Raw genomic sequence first — 15,464 nt, 5'->3', positions numbered from 1 at the left:
TGATGTACGTGAACAAGAGCGCTGGTAAGCCGAGTTCAGCCCTTCAGGGCGCCGCCGAGCGCGAATCCGCCGCCCAGCTTGCGGGTCAGCAGGAGGTAGAGCATCACGACGGGCAGCGTGTAGACGAGGGAGAACGCGGCCAGTTGCCCGTACTGCGTATCGTCGTGCGCGCTGAGGAAGGTGAACACGCTCACCGACGCCGGCAGCTTCTCCGGCGACAGCAGCAGCACGAACGGGACAAAGAAGTTGCCCCACATGCTGATGAACGTGAACACGGTGACGACGGTGACACCCGGCCACATCAGCGGCAGCACCACCCGCGTCAGCGACTGCATGGCGTTCGCCCCGTCGATCCGGGCCGCCTCCTCCAGGACGATGGGCACACCGTCCATGAAGTTCTTCATCAGCCAGATTCCGATGGGCAGCGCGGACGCCGCCAGGAACAGCGTGGTCGCGACCATCGAGTCGATCAGCTCGACCTGGACGAACATGCTGTACACGGGGATCATCACCGCGGTGATGGGCAGCCCGGTGGTGAACAGGACCGTGTAGAGGAACGGGCGGCGCAGCCGGGAGCGGTAGCGCGACAGCGGATAGGCCGCCAGGATCGAGACGACCACGCACAGCAGCGTCGCGCCGCCGCACAGCAGCAGTCCGTTGAGCAGGGGCCGGAACGTCGTCTCGGTGTTGAGGATCGCGTGGAAGTTGTCCAGCGTCGGCGGCGACGGCAGGTGCAGCTCGAAGCTGGCCGTGGAGCTGACGGACGCGAACACCATCCAGACCAGCGGCAGCACGAACAGCAGGCTGATCACCAGCAGCACCAGATTGACCGCGACGCGCGCGGGCCGGACCCGGCGGCGCGCGGTACGTACGGCGGGAACGGTCCGGGCGGCGGCGCCGGATCGGCCCGCCGGGGCCGCCGGTCGCAGATCGGTGGCTGTCATCAGTCCTCCTCCACCTTGAGCAGCTTGAGGTACACGACGGAGAACAGGGCGCCCACGACCAGCAGGACGAGCGCGATCGCCGTGCCGTAGCCGATGAGGCTGTTCTGGAACGCTTGCTGGTACATGAAGACCGGCAGGGTCTGGCTCTTGTTGCCGGGGCCGCCGCGCGTCATGGCGTAGATCAGGCCGAAGACGGAGAGCGTCTGCAGAGTGATCAGCATCAGGTTGGTCATGATGGTGCGGCGGATGACCGGCAGCGTGACGTGCCACAGCCGGTGCCACACGCCCGCGCCGTCCATCTCGGCGGCCTCCACCAGTTCGCGCGGCACCTCGTTGAGGGCGGCGGAGTAGACCATCATCGAGAAGGCGGTGCCGCGCCATACGTTGGCCAGGCACACCGCGAGGATCGGCAAGGTGTACAGCCAGTTCTGCCGCGGCAGGCCGAGCAGGCCTAGTACGTCGTTGAGCGAGCCCTGCTGGTAGAAGAACGCGTACATCAGATATCCGGCGACGACCTCGGGCAGCACCCAGGCGGCGATCACCACGCCGTTGACGAGCGAGCGCACCGGACGGGTCGCCTTCTCGGCCATGACCGCCAGGCTCAGCCCGAGCGTGTTCTGCCCGATGACGGCGGAGCCCACGACGAACACCAGAGTCAGCCAGAGGGCGTTGAGGAAGTCCGGGTCGCCGAACGCGCGCGTGAAGTTGTCCAGGCCCACGAAGTGCGTCTCGGCCGCGCCGGTCAACTGGGCGTCGGTGAAGGCGTCGTAGACGCAGTACAGGATCGGCCCGGCCAGGAACACGGCCAGCAGGACGAGGGACGGCAGCAGCGGCAGGCCGCGCAGCAGCGACTGGCCCGCCGCGCGGCCGCCGCCCGGGCGCCGCGCGGGTGCGGCCGACGGGGCTGCGGACCCCATCAGTTGCCCTTGGCGGTGCTGTCGGAGCCGACGGCCGTGGCCAGCTCCTCGTCATAGGTCTTGGCGGCGTCGTCCACCGAACTCTGGCCGGTGGTCACGGACTCCATGGCCTTGGTGATGGCGTTCGAGACCTGCGGGTACTTCGGCAGCGCCGGCCGGAAGTGGGTGTACTTGACCAGACCGGTGAAGAACTCGTTGGTCGGTGTGGCACCGAGGTACTTCGGGTCGGCGGCCACGTCCGTGCGGACGGCCGTCGTCGACTCGATGATGTTCCACGCGGTGGAGTTGGCCCTGCTCTTGATCGCCTTCGTGAACTGCCAGGCGAGATCGGGGTTCTTCGCCTTGGCCGGAATGGACCAGGCCCAGCCGCCGGACATGCTGACCTTGCCGGGCGCCTGACCGTTCTGCGTCGGCATCGCGGCCGAGGCCATCGTCTTGGTCCACTCGGGCCACGGGCGCGGGCCGGTCTTCAGCCAGCTGTTCGCCATCCACGAGCCGTCGATGTTCATGGCGAGCTTGTTCTCGGGGACCAGCTTCGTGCCGACCTCGGTGCCCGCATTGGCGCCCAGCGCCGTGGACTTGGACAGGCCCAGGTTCTCGCCGTAGACGGTGTGGACGAAATTCAGCGCGTCCTTGAACCCCTGCGAGCCGGTGATCCACTTCTTGGTCTTGGCGTTGTACAGGGAGTCGCCCGCGCCCTCGGTCCCGTACAGCAGCATCTCGAAGCCCTGCATCACGGACTGCTCGCCACCGGCCTGGCCCGTGTAGAGGTTCATCGGCGTCACGCCCGGCAGCTTCTTCTTGATCGTCCGGGCGACGTCGAGGATGTCCTCCCACGTCTTGGGCTGCCAAGGGATCTTGATCCCGGCCTTCTTGAGCAGTTTCTGGTTGTACCAGATGCCCCGGGTGTCGGTGTCGTCCGGGACGGCGTACGTCTTGCCGTCGGTGGGGGAGGAGACGGCTGACTTCGCGGCCTTGGCGAACTTGCCCCAGTCCGCCCACTGGTCCACGTACTCGTCGAGCGGCTTGAGGTAGCCGCTGGCTATGTCGGAGTTGATCAGCGCGGTGTCCTCGTAGACCAGGTCGGGGGCGGTCGAGGGCGAGCGCATCATCAGCTGGATCTTCGTGTAGTAGTCGTTCTCCGACGCCGTGACCGGCACGATCTCGATCTTCTTGCCCGGGTGGGCCTTCTCGAAGGACGCCTTCATCGAGCCGAGGAACTTCTGCTGCTTCTTGTCGTTCTGGTCCAGGTGCTGCCAGTACACGACCTTGATCGAATTGCCGCCGCCTGCGGCGCCCGAGCCGCCGCAGCCCGCGGCGGACAACGTTGTCGCGACGGTGATCGCGAGGGCGGCGAGAAGTTTCTTGCGCATCAGAATCCTCCGGGATGTGCGGCTCATACGCCTGGCTGGGGCGCGCGACTGCGAGTGGTACGAGGGCGTAACTGCGGGAGGTACGGGGCGTACGGGAGGGGAGACACAGCAGGTGCTGGTGGGGTGCGTGGTGCGTCTGGCGCCTTACCTAAATCCAATGGATGGACTAAGTCAACGGCTGCTGCATAATCTCGGTGATCTAGTTCCGTCGGCGGTACGCGAGTTGGTGACCACGGGTCGCGCAGACGCGCACGACGGACCCGCACGAGGGAGGAGCGCCCCATCATGCGAAGCGGTACCAACCTGCCCCGGGTCGGTGGTTACAACCAGGCCGTCGTCCTGGACGCCATCCGCACCAGGGGGCCCGTGAGCCGCGTCGAGTTGGGGCCGCTCACCGGGCTCACCAATCAGACGGTGTCCAACGTCGTGCGGCGGCTGCTCGACGAGGGCCTCATCGCGGAGTCGGGGCACGCCCCCTCCAGCGGCGGCAAACGCCGCACCCTGCTGACGCCGCGCGCCGACGGTGCCTACGCGCTCGGGGTGCACCTCGATCCGGACGCCGCCGTGATCGCGCTCGTCGACCTCTCCGGATCGGTGCTGCTCAGCCGCCGGTTCGCACTGCCGCGCCCGAGCGTCCCCGAGGAGGTCGTCGACAAGGTGGCGCGCGCCGCGCTGCGACTGCCCGACCGCGCCGGGATCGACCGCACACGGCTGCTCGGCCTCGGCATCGCCGCGCCCGGACCGATCGACGGCGAGACGGGCACGGTGGTGGAGCCGCCGAACTTCGACGGCTGGAGACGAGTGCCGCTGCTCGACATGTTCGCGAAGGCGACCGGCATGGCGGTCGCGATGGACAACGATGCGACGGCGGCGGCGATCGGTGAGCGCTGGATCGGCGGCAAGGAGCGCGCGGACGGCTTCCTCTTCGTGTACATGGGCGCGGGCATCGGCGCCGGCATCATGCTCAACAACCAGGTCCTGCGCGGCGATTCGGGCAACGCCGGCGAGATCGGCCACGCCCAGATCGAGGCCGGCGGCCGCCCCTGTGATTGCGGGAGCAACGGCTGCCTCGGCCCGAACTGCAACCCCGCCGCCCTGGTCGACGACCTGTTCGTACGACACGGGAGAGCCGCCGCGCGGCGCATCGGGCTCAGCGGTGAGCCGGACGCGGTGCGCGCCGACTGGAAGCTGCTGCGGCGTGCCGTGCGCGCCGGGGACCCGGCGGCCTGCGAGGTGGTGCGCCTGGCCGGGCGCCGGATGGGTCAGGCGGTGCGCGGAGCCGTCGCACTGCTCGACGTGAGCCGGGTCGTCCTGGGCGGCGAGGCCCTGGCCGGCGTCGAGAAGGTCCTGGGGGAGGAGATCGACACCGCGGTCAACTCCACCTCGGTGACCCGCGCGCTGGGCCGGGTCACGGTCGAACCCAGCCTGATCGGCGAGACGGCCGGGGCGGTGGGCGCCGCGTCACTGGTGCTGCACGGGCGCTACGCGCCGGGGTGGCGGATGCTGACGGAGGTGTCGGAGTAGGGGCCGGACGCTCAGCCGGCTGTGCCGGTGTGCGGGCGGGACGCGGGGTCCTGGTGGACGGCGACCGCGATCGCGGCGAACGATCGGATCAGCGGGTCGGTGTCACCCGCGGTCCAGGCCACCACCGCACGGCTCGGCTCCATGTCGACGAGCGGCACCACGGCGAGCCCCTCTCCCGGATCGTGGGAGAGGAGCGTCAGGCCGACCGTGCCGTTCCACAGGACGGCCTGACGGCACTCCTGGACCGCGCGCACCACAGGGCCTTTGCGGGGTGCGCCGCCGTTCCAGTACGACTGCCAGAGCGGATCGGTGCCCTCGGGAAAGGTGAACCAGCTGCGGCCGGCCAGGTCCGCCAGGCGCAGAGCGGCCCGGCCGGCCAGCGGATCGTCGGCCCGCAGCAGCGCCCCCACCGGGTCGGCGCGCAACGCGCGTACGGCCAGGCCGGTTTCGTCGAACGGGGCGCGGGTGAGGGCGACGTCGACAAGCCCGGCGTGCAGTCCGCAGGTCGGATCGGCCAGACCGGTCTCGCGGATCCGGACCTCGACGTTCGGGTGCCGTCGCCGGTAGTCGTCCGCCAGCCTCCGCACGTCGGGGTCGGCGCTGTCGCCCAGCAGCCCGACGGTCAGGGACGCGCTGCCGGTCGCCGCCGCCACCCGTACGCGGACCCGGTCGGCCCGGTCGAGGAGGGCGCGCGCCTCCTGGAGCAGGACCGTCCCGGCCGGAGTGAGGCGGACCCCGGCGGACGAGCGGTTAAAGAGAACGGCGCCGAGATCCGTCTCCAACTGTCGGACGGCCCGGCTCAGCGGCGGCTGGCTCATGTGCAGCCGCGCGGCGGCCCGCCCGAAGTGCAATTCCTCGGCGACCGCCACGAAATAGCGCAGGGTCCGTAGCTCCATGCTGCGACGATACCCATCCGGTATCGACCGTGCGGAACGAGTCTTGGACAAGGCGGCGCGCGAGCCGTGGAATCGAGACATGCGGTACTCCACCGCCAGGCCACGAAAGGACATCCGTGCACCTCGCATATTGGCTCGTCGCCGGACTGCTGGCGCTCTTCTACCTCTACGGCGGCGGGGTGAAGCTGGTCCGGAGCCGGGACAGCCTCCGGCCGATGATGGCCTGGGTGGACAGCATGCCGATGCGCGCCGTCAGGGGCATCGGGCTGATCGAGGTCCTCGGGGCGATCGGCCTCCTGCTGCCCCCGCTGACCGGCATCGCGTCGTGGCTGGCCCTCGCCGCTGCCGTCGGCTTCGTGATCCTGCAGTTCGCGGCGACGGGCGTGCACCTCCGGATGGGGGACCGCCGGATCGCCCTCAACCTCACGCTCATCGCCCTCGCGGGCGTCACGGTGTGGCTGGCGACCACGTGGCTCTGAGCGCGCGGACGGTTGACTAGGACGGCGCTCCTAGGATGTGGGCCTCAGTACGCGCCGCCCCCGCGTGCGATCCATCGCGCGCCATTCCGGTCGTAGTCCCGCCAGATTCGTGGTCAGGAAGTACGCGGTGCCGCAGGCGAACAGCACCGGCGCGAGTCCGACGGCGGTGACGGCCGCCCCGGCGAGCAGGCCGCCGAGCGGGATTCCGGCCCAAGCCAGTGAGTCGCCGAGCGCGTTGACGCGGCCGAGCATGGGGCGCGGTACCCGTTCGAAGAGGACGGCACCCAGCACCGGGTTGATGAAACCGGCCCCGAACCCACTGACGGCGAAGACGGCCAGCACGGCGCCCATCGGGGCGTCGATGGCGAGGACGAGGAAGCGCGGCGCCCCGGCCAGCAGGAAGCCGGCGAAGAACACGGCCCTGCGCGGCAGTCGGTGCGCGGCCGCCGCGGCGATGAGGCTCCCGGCCACCGCCGCCGCTCCCATCGAGGTGCCCACCAGGCCGATCGCCGCCGGCCCGCGGCCGGACTCGCCGGCCCAGACGGGGATGAGCACTGTGGACATGGCCGCGTCCAGCAGGTTGGTGATCCCCACTGTGACGATGACGGCGAGCAGCAGCGGCTCGCGGCGCAGGAAGGTGAAGCCCTCGCCGAAGCGGCGCCAGTAGCCCGGTTCCGTTCTGTCGCCGTCGCCCTTGATGTCGCTGTCGCCGTCCGAGGAGGTTTCTTCGGCGCTGTGTCCCATTCCGCGGGGCAGCGCGAGGCCGACGATCACTGAGCCGAGAGCGAAGCAGCCCGCGTTCACGACCAGCCCCGTCAAGGGGCCGAGCAGCGCCACGAGGGAGCCGCCCGCCGCGGGGCCGACGGTGGAGGCGAGCCGCTCGATCACGCCGGACAGACCGGTGGCCCGCTCCAGCGGCACCTCGCTGCGCTCGGCGGCCTCCGGAACCATGACTTCCTTGGCCAGATCGCCCGGACCACGGGCGGCGCCGATCACCGCGACCAGGGCCAGCAGCAGCGGAAAGGACAGAAGGTGCAGTGCGTGGAGGAGCGGAACGGCAGCGGCGGCGGCCGCGCTGACCAGATCCGTGGTCCAGGAGACGGCCCGCGGGCCGACGCGGTCCACCAGCGGTCCGGTGAACGCCTTGACCAGCACGTACGGCGTCATCTCGACGAAGGCGACCAGGCCGGTCCGGGTGGCGCTGCCGGTCGTGACGAGCACGAACCAGGGCAGTGCCACCGCCGAGATCCGCGTGCCGGTCAGCGACACGGCCATGGCCGCCAGTACCCCGCCCAGCGGCCGTAAGGACCGTGCGTCGGCCGTGCGTCCGGCCCCCGGGACGCTCTTCCTCATATCCGCTCCGGCCCTGACGTCCGCTCGGGACCGGCCTCGGCCGGTGCCGTCGCGGGCGTGTCCGGCACGGGCGTGTCCGGCTCGGGCGTGTCCGGCTCGGGAGCGTCCGGCTCGGGCAGGAGATAGGTGATGAGACCGACCCGTTCGGCACCTTCGGGGGCCGTCGCCGCCGCCTGCGGCGTGTCCCGCCGGTAGCGCGCGATGACGTCGCTCAACTCCCGGTACAGCGTGGCGGTTTCGCCGGGCGTGAGCCGAAGTGCCCAGTCGCTCATGTCGAATGAGTCCCGCCACGCGCGCGGCATCGTCCGCAGTTCGTCCAGCGTCTGCCGGGTGCGCAGGGTGTAGAGCGCGGCGACGGACTGCTGGTAGGCCAGCGCCGCCTCGGGCTCGCGCTCGGCCAGGTCCCGGTCGTCGAACCAGATCGTGCGGTGCACCGAACGCCACCAGCGTTCCCGTGCGTTCCCGCGCTCCGTGTCCTCCTCGACGAAGCCCGCCGCGCCGAGCCGGCGCAGGTGATAGCTGGCCGTACCGGAATTCACGCCCAGCCGCTCCGCGAGGCGGGTGGCCGTCGACGGGCCGTACCTGCGCAGCAGGCCGACCAATCGCACGCGCACCGGATGCGCGAGAGCGCGCAGCCCCTTGGCGTCCAGGTAGACCGAGTCATCGGCGACGCGGGGACGGTCCGGCCTCTCCTGCGCATCAGTCATGGGGCACACGGTAGACCGCAAAGAGTTCTTCGCAAAGTTCTCTTTGCGAAGAACTCTTTGCCCTGCGTCAGCTCGCCTTCTGCAGGCGATCCGCGCTGTGCTTCCAGAAGCCGGAGAAGGTGATCCGGTTCTTCGGCAGGCCCGCCCGGTGCAGATGGCGGCGCCCCTCCGTGGCGAGTGTCGACTCGCCGATGACGAACGCGTAGCCCGTCTCGGGCACCTTGTCGTGGCGCCGTAGTTCTTCCAGTGCGGCCGCGCCGGGTACGGCGGCGGTGTCGTCGCGGACCACCCAGGTCACGGACACACCGTCCGGCGCCTCGAGTTCACGTCGGTCGCCGTGGGCCGGGATCTCCTGGATGACGCGGCCGACGGTGCCCCGGGGGAGTGAGCGCAGGACGCCGCCCATGGCCGGCAGGCCGCTCTCGTCGGCCACCACCAGCACCTCGGAGGCGTCGTCGGGACAGTCGAACAGCAGGCCCTGGTCGAGCAGGGCGACCGGGTCGCCCGCGCCGGTGGCGCAGGCCCAGATCGCCGCCGCGCCCTCGGGCTCACCCGTCGGACCGCAGTGCACCACGAAGTCGATGTCCAGCTCCGCCGCCTCCGGACGGAAGTCCGCCACGGTGTAGTTGGCGCAGTGCGGGCGCACCTCGTCGGGGAGGGCGAGATACGGCTCCCACCATTTGGCGCCCGACAGGTGCGGCAGCGTGAACCGCTCCTGGTGCGGCAGTTTGAAGAAGAGCCGGAACCAATGGTCGTAGCCGCGCCACGGGAACGTGGCGAACGCGTCACCCGCCACCGTCACACGCTGGATCGACGGGGAGAAACGCACACTGCGCACCACTTCACCGCGGAAGAGGCCGGGGTGCTTCGGGACAAGTCTGGGGTTCTTCGACACGTGGTTAGCTTAGCCTAAGCTAACCACGTGTCCCCTTGTGGCGACCGGGTTGTCCGCCTTCAGTGCAGATAGCCCAGGCTCGTCGAGACCTGGTCGGCCTGCTCGATGACGAGGCTGCCGAGGTCTTCCGCGCGGTGCCCGAGATCCATCGCGGACAGGGAGCCCGACACCGAGAGCGCGGCGACGATCTCCCCGGAGCGGTCCCGCACCGGCACGGCCAGGCAGGCCCGCCCCAGGGCGAGTTCCTCGACCTCGGTGGCGTAGCCGAGGCGGCGCACCTCGTCGAGTGAGGCGACGAGAGCGTCCAGATCGGTGACGGTGCGCTTCGTGTACGCCGGATACGAGCGTCCCAGCAGCGCCGCGACCTCGTCGTCCTTCATGCCGCTGAGCAGGGCCTTGCCCATCGCCGTGGCGTGCAGCGGTGCGAGCCGGCCGATCAGCGTGAACGAGCGCGGAGCGCGGGGCCCCTCGAAGTGGCACAGGTAGAACATCTGGTCGCCCTGCCGCTCCGAGACGTTCGCCCCCAGCCCGGTCTCGTGCGCCAGGTTCTGGGCGATCTGGCGGGATGCCCGGTGGACGGGCGACTGGTTGAGCGCGACACCGGCCAGGCCGACCAGACGGGGGCCGAGCCGGTGCAGTCCGGTGCGCTCGTCGCGGGCCAGGTAGCCGAGCGACTCCAGTGCCCCCACCAGCCGCGAGACCGTCGACTGGCCGAGCCCGGTGAGGTCGACCAGTTCGGCGATCCGGCGCTCGGGCTGCTCGTCGGTGAAGAAGGTGAGCAGGGAGAGCGCCCGCTCCACGGTCTGCGTTCCGGGGCCGGCGCTTCGAGATGAGGCATCCATATAATGCATCCTATATCCCACGGGGTGGCAGGGGGCGGGCTCTAGCGCCGGGGCAGGGCCAGTTCGTCGAGGATCTCGTCGAGTGCCGCCCGGGTGACCGCGTCCAGGGGTGCGGCCGGCAGACGTACCGCCGCCGAGGCGATGATGCCGCGCCGGACCAGGACCTCCTTGTGCACCGCCCACGCCTGCCCCTGGCGGACGCCGATGTGGATGAGCGGCTGGAGCGCGCGGTACAGCGCCCGGCCCTGAGCCCGCTCTCCCTTGTCGAGCGCGTCGAGCACGTCCCGGAGCACGTCGGAGAACTCGCAGGCCGGCATGGTGCCGACCGAGCCATTGGCGTGTTCGTCGAGGAGGAACTGGGCGTTCTGGCCACCCAGCACGGCGAAGTCCTCGCCGGTGGCCGCGACCACGGCCGCGATCTTGGCCGGCGGCGCCGGCACCTCGACCTTCACGGAGGTGATGCGCGGCTCGGCGGCCAGGGCCACGATCTGCTCGACGGACAGCGCCACACCGGTCACCCCGGGCGCGTCCTGGAGCATCACCGAAGCGTCCGTCGCCGCGGCGACCTCGGCGAAGAACTCCAGGACCTGCGGCGGCGACGGCTTGGTCAGGAACGGCGGCAGCACCATCAGGTGATCGGCGCCGCCGTCGACCGCGCGGCGGGCCAGCTCGCGGGCCGTCACCGTGCTGGTGCCGTTGACCCCGGCCACCAGGGGCAGCCCGGGCCCGGCCACCTCCCGTACGGTGCGCAGGATCACGTCCCGCTCGTGCCCGGTGAGCGCGAACCCCTCGCTGGCCATGCCGAACACGGCGAGCCCGTCGACACCGCTCGCCAGCTGGAACTCGACCAGCGTGCGCAGCGAGGGGACGTCCAGCTCCCCGGAGCCGGTGAAGGGTGTGGCGAGGATCGGTATGAGGCCGTGGGGGAGCGCGGCGGCCGGGGCCGCGGTGACGGTGGGTGTGCTCGGGGTGCTCAAGGTTCAGCGCTCCTGGGAGAGTTCGCGGACGGTGTCGGCGTCGACCTCGATGCCGAGGCCGGGCCCCTCGGGCAGGCGGTAGCCGGCCGGGGTGACGTCGATGGGGGTGCGCAGGATGCTCTGGGCGACGGGCAGCGAGTCGGCCTGGAACTCGAAGAACGGGCAGTCCTGCGTGGCGGCGCTGAGGTGGATGCCCGCGGCCAGGGCGACGCCGAGGCCCACGGAGTGGTGGCAGGCGACGGGCACGTGCGCGGCCGAGGCCAGTTCGGCGATGGTGGTGGCCTCGGTGATGCCGGTGCGGGCGACGTCCGGCTGGGCCAGGCGCAGGGCGCGGCGGCCGATCCAGTCCGCGAACTCGTAGCGGTTGCGCATCGCCTCGCCGACCGCGATCGGGGTGGTGACGCGGGCGGCGAGCTCGCGGTGTCCCTCGATGTCCTCGGGGGCCAGTGGCGCCTCGTAGAACAGGGCTCCGCGGCGGTCGAGTTCGGCGCCGAGCGTCAGCGCCTCGCCGATGCGGTAGGCCCAGTGCGCGTCGACGGCGATGCGCAGGCCGGGGGCGGCCGCGGCGACGGCGTCGTAGGTGGCCAGGTCGGCCTCGATGCCCTTGCCCAGGGCCAGCTTGACCATGGTGGCGCCCCGCTCGGCGTAGGAGACCGCGAGCCGGGCCCGCAGTTCGTCCGTCGGCTCGGGCAGGCCGGAGACGTACGCCGGTACGTGGTCGCGGTGGGCGCCGCCGAGCAGTTCGGCGACGGACAGCCCGGTCAGCCGGCCGTGCAGATCCCACAGGGCGATGTCGACGGCCGCCATCGCATCGGCCTGATGCCCCGTCAAATGACCGCGCTCGCGCATGAGTTCACGCATGCGGTGCCACAGGGGCCGTACGCGGGTGGGGTCCTGGCCGACGAGCTGGTCGGCCAGGAGGCGGTCCACGACGGCCGCCGGGATCTCGGGCCCCACCGGGGCCAGCGCCTCACCCCAGCCGGTGCAGCCGTCGTCGGTGCCGATCTCCACGAGCAACGTCTCGAAGCGCCCCGAGTACAGACTGCGCCACGGCTCGCGCACGACATACCCGCGCTCCGGCGTCAGCTCGTCGCCGTCCTCCAGCCGCCCCAGGTAGGCCCGGGTGCCGTCCAGTTTGAGCACGTGACTGCGTACGTGCGTGATGCGAGCCATGCAGAGCCCCTTCGAGCCGTAGTCTTGATGTTGCAATCCACAGTTTGCATAGGACTTGTAAATAGAGCAAGCATCATTAATATCGTGGCTATGCGCCATCAACATGCCGGCCATCCCGCCGTGGCAGCGCATACCGGCAGCCCGCGCCCGAGCCGTACGGATTCCCGCCGGTCGCCGTCACCGCTCCCGTTCCGCACTCCCCATGCGAGGCCCTGATGCAAGAGCAGACCACCGCGCCCGCCGGCCAGGAGGCCGCAGCCCCGCTCGCCACGCCCTCGCGCCGCGTGCTGATCGCCGGAAGCATCGGCAACTTCGTCGAGTGGTTCGACATCGGCATCTACGGCACGCTGTCGTCCGTCATCGCGGGCAGCTTCTTCGCCGACGGCGACCGCACCTCCGCGCTGCTGTCGACGTTCGCGATCTTCGCCGTGGGCTTCGCGATCCGGCCGATCGGCGCCCTCTACTTCGGGCCGCTCGCGGACCGGGTCGGCCGCAACCGCGTCCTCGCCGTCACGGTCCTCATCACGTCGCTGTCGACCTTCGCGATCGGCGTCCTGCCCACCTACGCCACGGTCGGGGCGCTCGCACCCGTCCTGCTCGTCCTCGTCCGCCTGGTGCAGGGCTTCGCCGCCGGCGGCGAGACCTCCAGCGCGGTGAGCCTGCTGTTCGAGTACGCGCCGCGCAACCGCCGCGGCTACTACACGAGTTACGGAGCCGCCCTCGGCTTCGTCGCGTTCGTCGTCGGCGCGGGCGTCGCCCTCGTCCTGTCCGTGGCGTTCGGCGACGACCGGATGGCGGAGTACGCCTGGCGCATCCCCTTCCTGCTCGCCCTGCCGCTCGGCATCGCGGGCCTCTACCTGCGGCTCAAGCTCGACGACACCCCCGAGTTCGTCCGCATGGAGAAGTCCGGCGAGATCCCGAGGACACCGCTGCGCGAGACCCTGCGCACCAGCGGACGCCCCATGCTGATCCTGGCCGGGGTCATCGTTCTCAAGGGCGTGGCGCACTGGACCCTGCAGACGTTCATGGTCAGCTACCTCACCGACACGATGCACTTCAGCCAGACCGCGTCGTTCGCCGCCTCGACCGTCTGCATGGGCGCCGTCGCCGTCCTCATCCCCTGCGCCGGCCTGCTCTCCGACCGTGTGGGACGCAAGCCCCTTCTCGTCGGCGGGGCCCTCGGACTGATCGTGCTCGCCTGGCCGTGCCTGCTCCTGATGTCCTACGACAACGCCCTGCTCGCCGTCGTCGCGATGGTGATCCTGGGCCTGCCCATCGCCGCGTACGACGGCGCCGCCAACGCCAGCATGGCCGAGCTTTTCCCGGCCCGGATCCGCACCGGCGCCATCGCCATCCCGTACAACATCTCGGTCGCCCTCTTCGGCGGCACCGCCCCCTACATCGCCACCTGGCTGGTCACCTCGACGGGCAACGACCTCTCCCCGTCCTGGTATTTGATGGCCGCCGGGCTGCTGACCCTGGTCACGGTGGTGTTCGGAGTGCGGGAGACGGCGGGGCCGAGGGCCGAGAAGATCGTCGTCGGCTGAGCGGTCGGCTCCGGCGGCACGCTCACGCCGCCGGCCCGGCGAGCACGCCCCGCACCGTGTCGCGCAGCCAGCGCTGCGCCGGGTCGTCGTCGAGGCGCGGGTGCCATGCCATGTGGTAGCGCAGCGGGGTGATCTCACGGGGTGCGTGCACGATGCGCAGGGCGGGATCCGACGCGTACTCGACGGCGATGCGGTGGGGGAGGGTCGCGATCAGCGACGTGCCCGCGACCGCCCCGGCCGCCACGGAGTGGTACGGCACGGACAGGCCGGCCCGGCGCGGCCGGTCGAGCCGCTCCAGCGGATCGTCGATCGCGCTCTGCCGGCCGCCGACGGTGCCGACGACGATGTGCGCCGAGTCGAGATAGGCGTCCAGGGACGGCTGTTCCCCGCCCGCCAGCGGGTGGTCCCGCGCCATCACGCACCGGAACGGATCGTCGAAGAGATGCTCGGTGCGCAGGCCGGAGGAGGTGCTCCCTGCGGCGTGGAACAACAGGTCCACCCGGCCGTGGTCGATGTCCTCGACGATGCCGTCGTGCCACCTGCCGAATTCCAGGGTCGAGCGCGGCGACTCATTGAAGACGCGCCGGAAGAGGGCCGGGACGAAGGCCGAGGCGTAGTCGGTCCCCGCGATCCGGAACGCCTCGGCCGCCGAGGCCGGTTCGAAGGTCTCCGGCGCGAACAGCGTCTCGAGGCGGGGCACGACCGCGCCGAGCCGCTGCTGGACGCGCTCGGCGCGCGGGGTGAGCCGGTACCCGCCCGGCGCGCGCACCAGCAGTTCGTCGCCGAACGTGTCCCGCAGTCGCTGTAGCGCCCGGCTCATCGCGGGCTGACTCATCCCGGCCAGCTCGGCGGCGCGTGAGACGTGCCGCTCCGTCAGCAGCGCGGCCAACGGACTGATCAGGTTCAGATCCACCCGCTCCATATGCACCATGCGCATACTCTAGATATCAATGATTCATTAGACAAATAGTCCCCTCGGGGGGAGGGTGAGACCAGCGTGTGAAACCACCGCGAAGACACCGCAGGGAGAAGAAGATGACGGACGCAGATCGCGACGGACGCAGGGTCGCCGTGGTGACGGGCGGATCGGGCGGCATCGGCGGCGCGGTCGCCCGTCGGCTCGCCGACGCGGGCGCCGCGGTCGTCGTCCACTACGCGGGGTCCGAGGCGCGGGCCGCCGAGGTGGTGAAGTCGATCACCGAGGCCGGAGGGACGGCGTACGCCGCGCCGGGCGATGTCGCCGAACCGGCGGAGATGACGCGGCTGTTCGACGCCGCCGAGGAGCGCTTCGGCGGGGTGGACGTCGTGGTCAACACCGCGGGGATCATGCAGCTGGCGCCGGTCGCCGAGATGGACCTGGACACCTTCGACCGGATGCACCGGGTCAACGTCCGCGGCACGTTCGTCGTCTCGCAGCTCGCCGCTCGCAGGCTGCGTCCGGGCGGTGCGCTGATCAACTTCTCGACCTCGGTCACCCGGTTGCAGCAGCCGACCTACGGGGCGTACGCGGCGACCAAGGGCGCGGTCGAGGCGATGACCCTGATCCTCGCCCGCGAACTGCGCGGCCGGGACGTCACGGTCAACGCCGTCGCTCCCGGGCCGACCGCGACCCCGCTCTTCCTGGAGGGCAAGAGCCCCGAGCTGATCGAGCGGATCGCCGGCGCCTCCGCGCTGGGGCGGCTCGGCACTCCGGAGGACATCGCGAACGCGGTCGCCTTCCTGGCCGGCCCCGACGGCCGCTGGATCAACGGCCAGGTGCTCTTCGCCAACGGCGGCGCCGCCTAATCCCGCCTGCACGTACGCCCGCCCGCGCAGCGCCCGCCCCTCGACGGCCCTC

At 70.9% G+C, this 15,464-nt stretch carries 15 protein-coding genes; 4 read left to right on the top strand and 11 right to left on the bottom strand.

From position 1 onward, the window contains the following. Window positions 1-35: 35 nt before the first annotated feature. The 3 genes from ACFVDP_RS03770 to ACFVDP_RS03760 are packed head-to-tail and all read right to left on the bottom strand — an operon-like array spanning window position 36 to window position 3,234. Complete coding sequence (locus ACFVDP_RS03770) at window positions 36-944, bottom strand: carbohydrate ABC transporter permease (RefSeq protein ID WP_383482656.1); 909 nt, start codon at window positions 942-944, stop codon at window positions 36-38. After that, the gene (locus ACFVDP_RS03765) at window positions 944-1,861 is read right to left on the bottom strand and encodes a carbohydrate ABC transporter permease (RefSeq protein ID WP_383482653.1); all 918 of its coding nucleotides are present in this window, start codon (window positions 1,859-1,861) and stop codon (window positions 944-946) included. The genes ACFVDP_RS03770 and ACFVDP_RS03765 overlap by 1 nt, the downstream gene beginning before the upstream one ends. Beyond that, a complete protein-coding gene (locus ACFVDP_RS03760) occupies window positions 1,861-3,234 on the bottom strand; it encodes an extracellular solute-binding protein (protein WP_383482650.1) in 1,374 nt (457 codons plus the stop codon). Before ACFVDP_RS03760 ends, ACFVDP_RS03765 begins: the two co-directional genes overlap by 1 nt. Before the next feature lie 285 nt (window positions 3,235-3,519). Here ACFVDP_RS03760 and ACFVDP_RS03755 point away from each other — a divergent pair, with 285 nt between their 5' ends. Further along, window positions 3,520-4,758: an ROK family protein gene (locus ACFVDP_RS03755; protein ID WP_383482648.1), complete on the top strand. Its 1,239-nt coding sequence runs from the start codon at window positions 3,520-3,522 to the stop codon at window positions 4,756-4,758. 11 nt (window positions 4,759-4,769) lie between these two features. Here the strand turns inward: ACFVDP_RS03755 and ACFVDP_RS03750 are convergent, their stop codons facing one another. Continuing rightward, window positions 4,770-5,654: a LysR family transcriptional regulator gene (locus ACFVDP_RS03750; protein WP_383482645.1), complete on the bottom strand. Its 885-nt coding sequence runs from the start codon at window positions 5,652-5,654 to the stop codon at window positions 4,770-4,772. Between the two features lie 116 nt (window positions 5,655-5,770). On the opposite strand from ACFVDP_RS03750, the gene ACFVDP_RS03745 reads away from it, so the two are divergent. Further along, window positions 5,771-6,133, top strand: a complete 363-nt coding sequence (locus tag ACFVDP_RS03745; protein WP_383482642.1) for a DoxX family protein — start codon at window positions 5,771-5,773, stop codon at window positions 6,131-6,133. Between the two features lie 30 nt (window positions 6,134-6,163). Here the strand turns inward: ACFVDP_RS03745 and ACFVDP_RS03740 are convergent, their stop codons facing one another. The 6 genes from ACFVDP_RS03740 to ACFVDP_RS03715 form a co-directional block, all read right to left on the bottom strand. Continuing rightward, complete coding sequence (locus ACFVDP_RS03740; RefSeq protein WP_383482639.1) at window positions 6,164-7,486, bottom strand: MFS transporter; 1,323 nt, start codon at window positions 7,484-7,486, stop codon at window positions 6,164-6,166. Next, window positions 7,483-8,193 carry an ArsR/SmtB family transcription factor gene (locus ACFVDP_RS03735; RefSeq protein WP_383482635.1) on the bottom strand — a complete coding sequence of 237 codons (711 nt, stop codon included), beginning with the start codon at window positions 8,191-8,193 and terminating at the stop codon, window positions 7,483-7,485. The genes ACFVDP_RS03740 and ACFVDP_RS03735 overlap by 4 nt, the downstream gene beginning before the upstream one ends. Before the next feature lie 67 nt (window positions 8,194-8,260). Next, complete coding sequence (locus ACFVDP_RS03730) at window positions 8,261-9,088, bottom strand: siderophore-interacting protein (protein ID WP_383482633.1); 828 nt, start codon at window positions 9,086-9,088, stop codon at window positions 8,261-8,263. Window positions 9,089-9,147: 59 nt separating this feature from the next. Continuing rightward, entirely contained in the window at window positions 9,148-9,930 is a 783-nt protein-coding gene (locus ACFVDP_RS03725; RefSeq protein ID WP_383482630.1) for an IclR family transcriptional regulator, read from the bottom strand. Between the two features lie 41 nt (window positions 9,931-9,971). Continuing rightward, on the bottom strand, window positions 9,972-10,907 hold the full coding sequence (locus ACFVDP_RS03720; protein ID WP_383482627.1) for a dihydrodipicolinate synthase family protein: 936 nt from the start codon (window positions 10,905-10,907) through the stop codon (window positions 9,972-9,974). Between the two features lie 3 nt (window positions 10,908-10,910). Further along, on the bottom strand, window positions 10,911-12,080 hold the full coding sequence (locus ACFVDP_RS03715; protein WP_383482625.1) for a mandelate racemase/muconate lactonizing enzyme family protein: 1,170 nt from the start codon (window positions 12,078-12,080) through the stop codon (window positions 10,911-10,913). Between the two features lie 215 nt (window positions 12,081-12,295). On the opposite strand from ACFVDP_RS03715, the gene ACFVDP_RS03710 reads away from it, so the two are divergent. Further along, window positions 12,296-13,627 (top strand): MFS transporter, encoded by a 1,332-nt coding sequence (locus ACFVDP_RS03710; protein ID WP_383482623.1) that lies wholly within the window; start codon window positions 12,296-12,298, stop codon window positions 13,625-13,627. A 22-nt stretch (window positions 13,628-13,649) separates the two neighbouring features. Here ACFVDP_RS03710 and ACFVDP_RS03705 read toward each other — a convergent pair whose 3' ends face one another. Next, window positions 13,650-14,558 carry a LysR family transcriptional regulator gene (locus ACFVDP_RS03705; protein WP_383482621.1) on the bottom strand — a complete coding sequence of 303 codons (909 nt, stop codon included), beginning with the start codon at window positions 14,556-14,558 and terminating at the stop codon, window positions 13,650-13,652. Window positions 14,559-14,662: 104 nt separating this feature from the next. Between ACFVDP_RS03705 and ACFVDP_RS03700 the strand changes: the two genes are divergently transcribed. After that, window positions 14,663-15,412 carry an SDR family oxidoreductase gene (locus ACFVDP_RS03700; protein WP_383482618.1) on the top strand — a complete coding sequence of 250 codons (750 nt, stop codon included), beginning with the start codon at window positions 14,663-14,665 and terminating at the stop codon, window positions 15,410-15,412. The last annotated feature ends 52 nt before the right edge of the window (window positions 15,413-15,464 follow it).

This window comes from Streptomyces sp. NPDC057694 (assembly GCF_042799415.1).
Lineage (GTDB): Bacteria > Actinomycetota > Actinomycetes > Streptomycetales > Streptomycetaceae > Streptomyces.
This window is presented reverse-complemented; position numbering and strand designations above follow the sequence as displayed.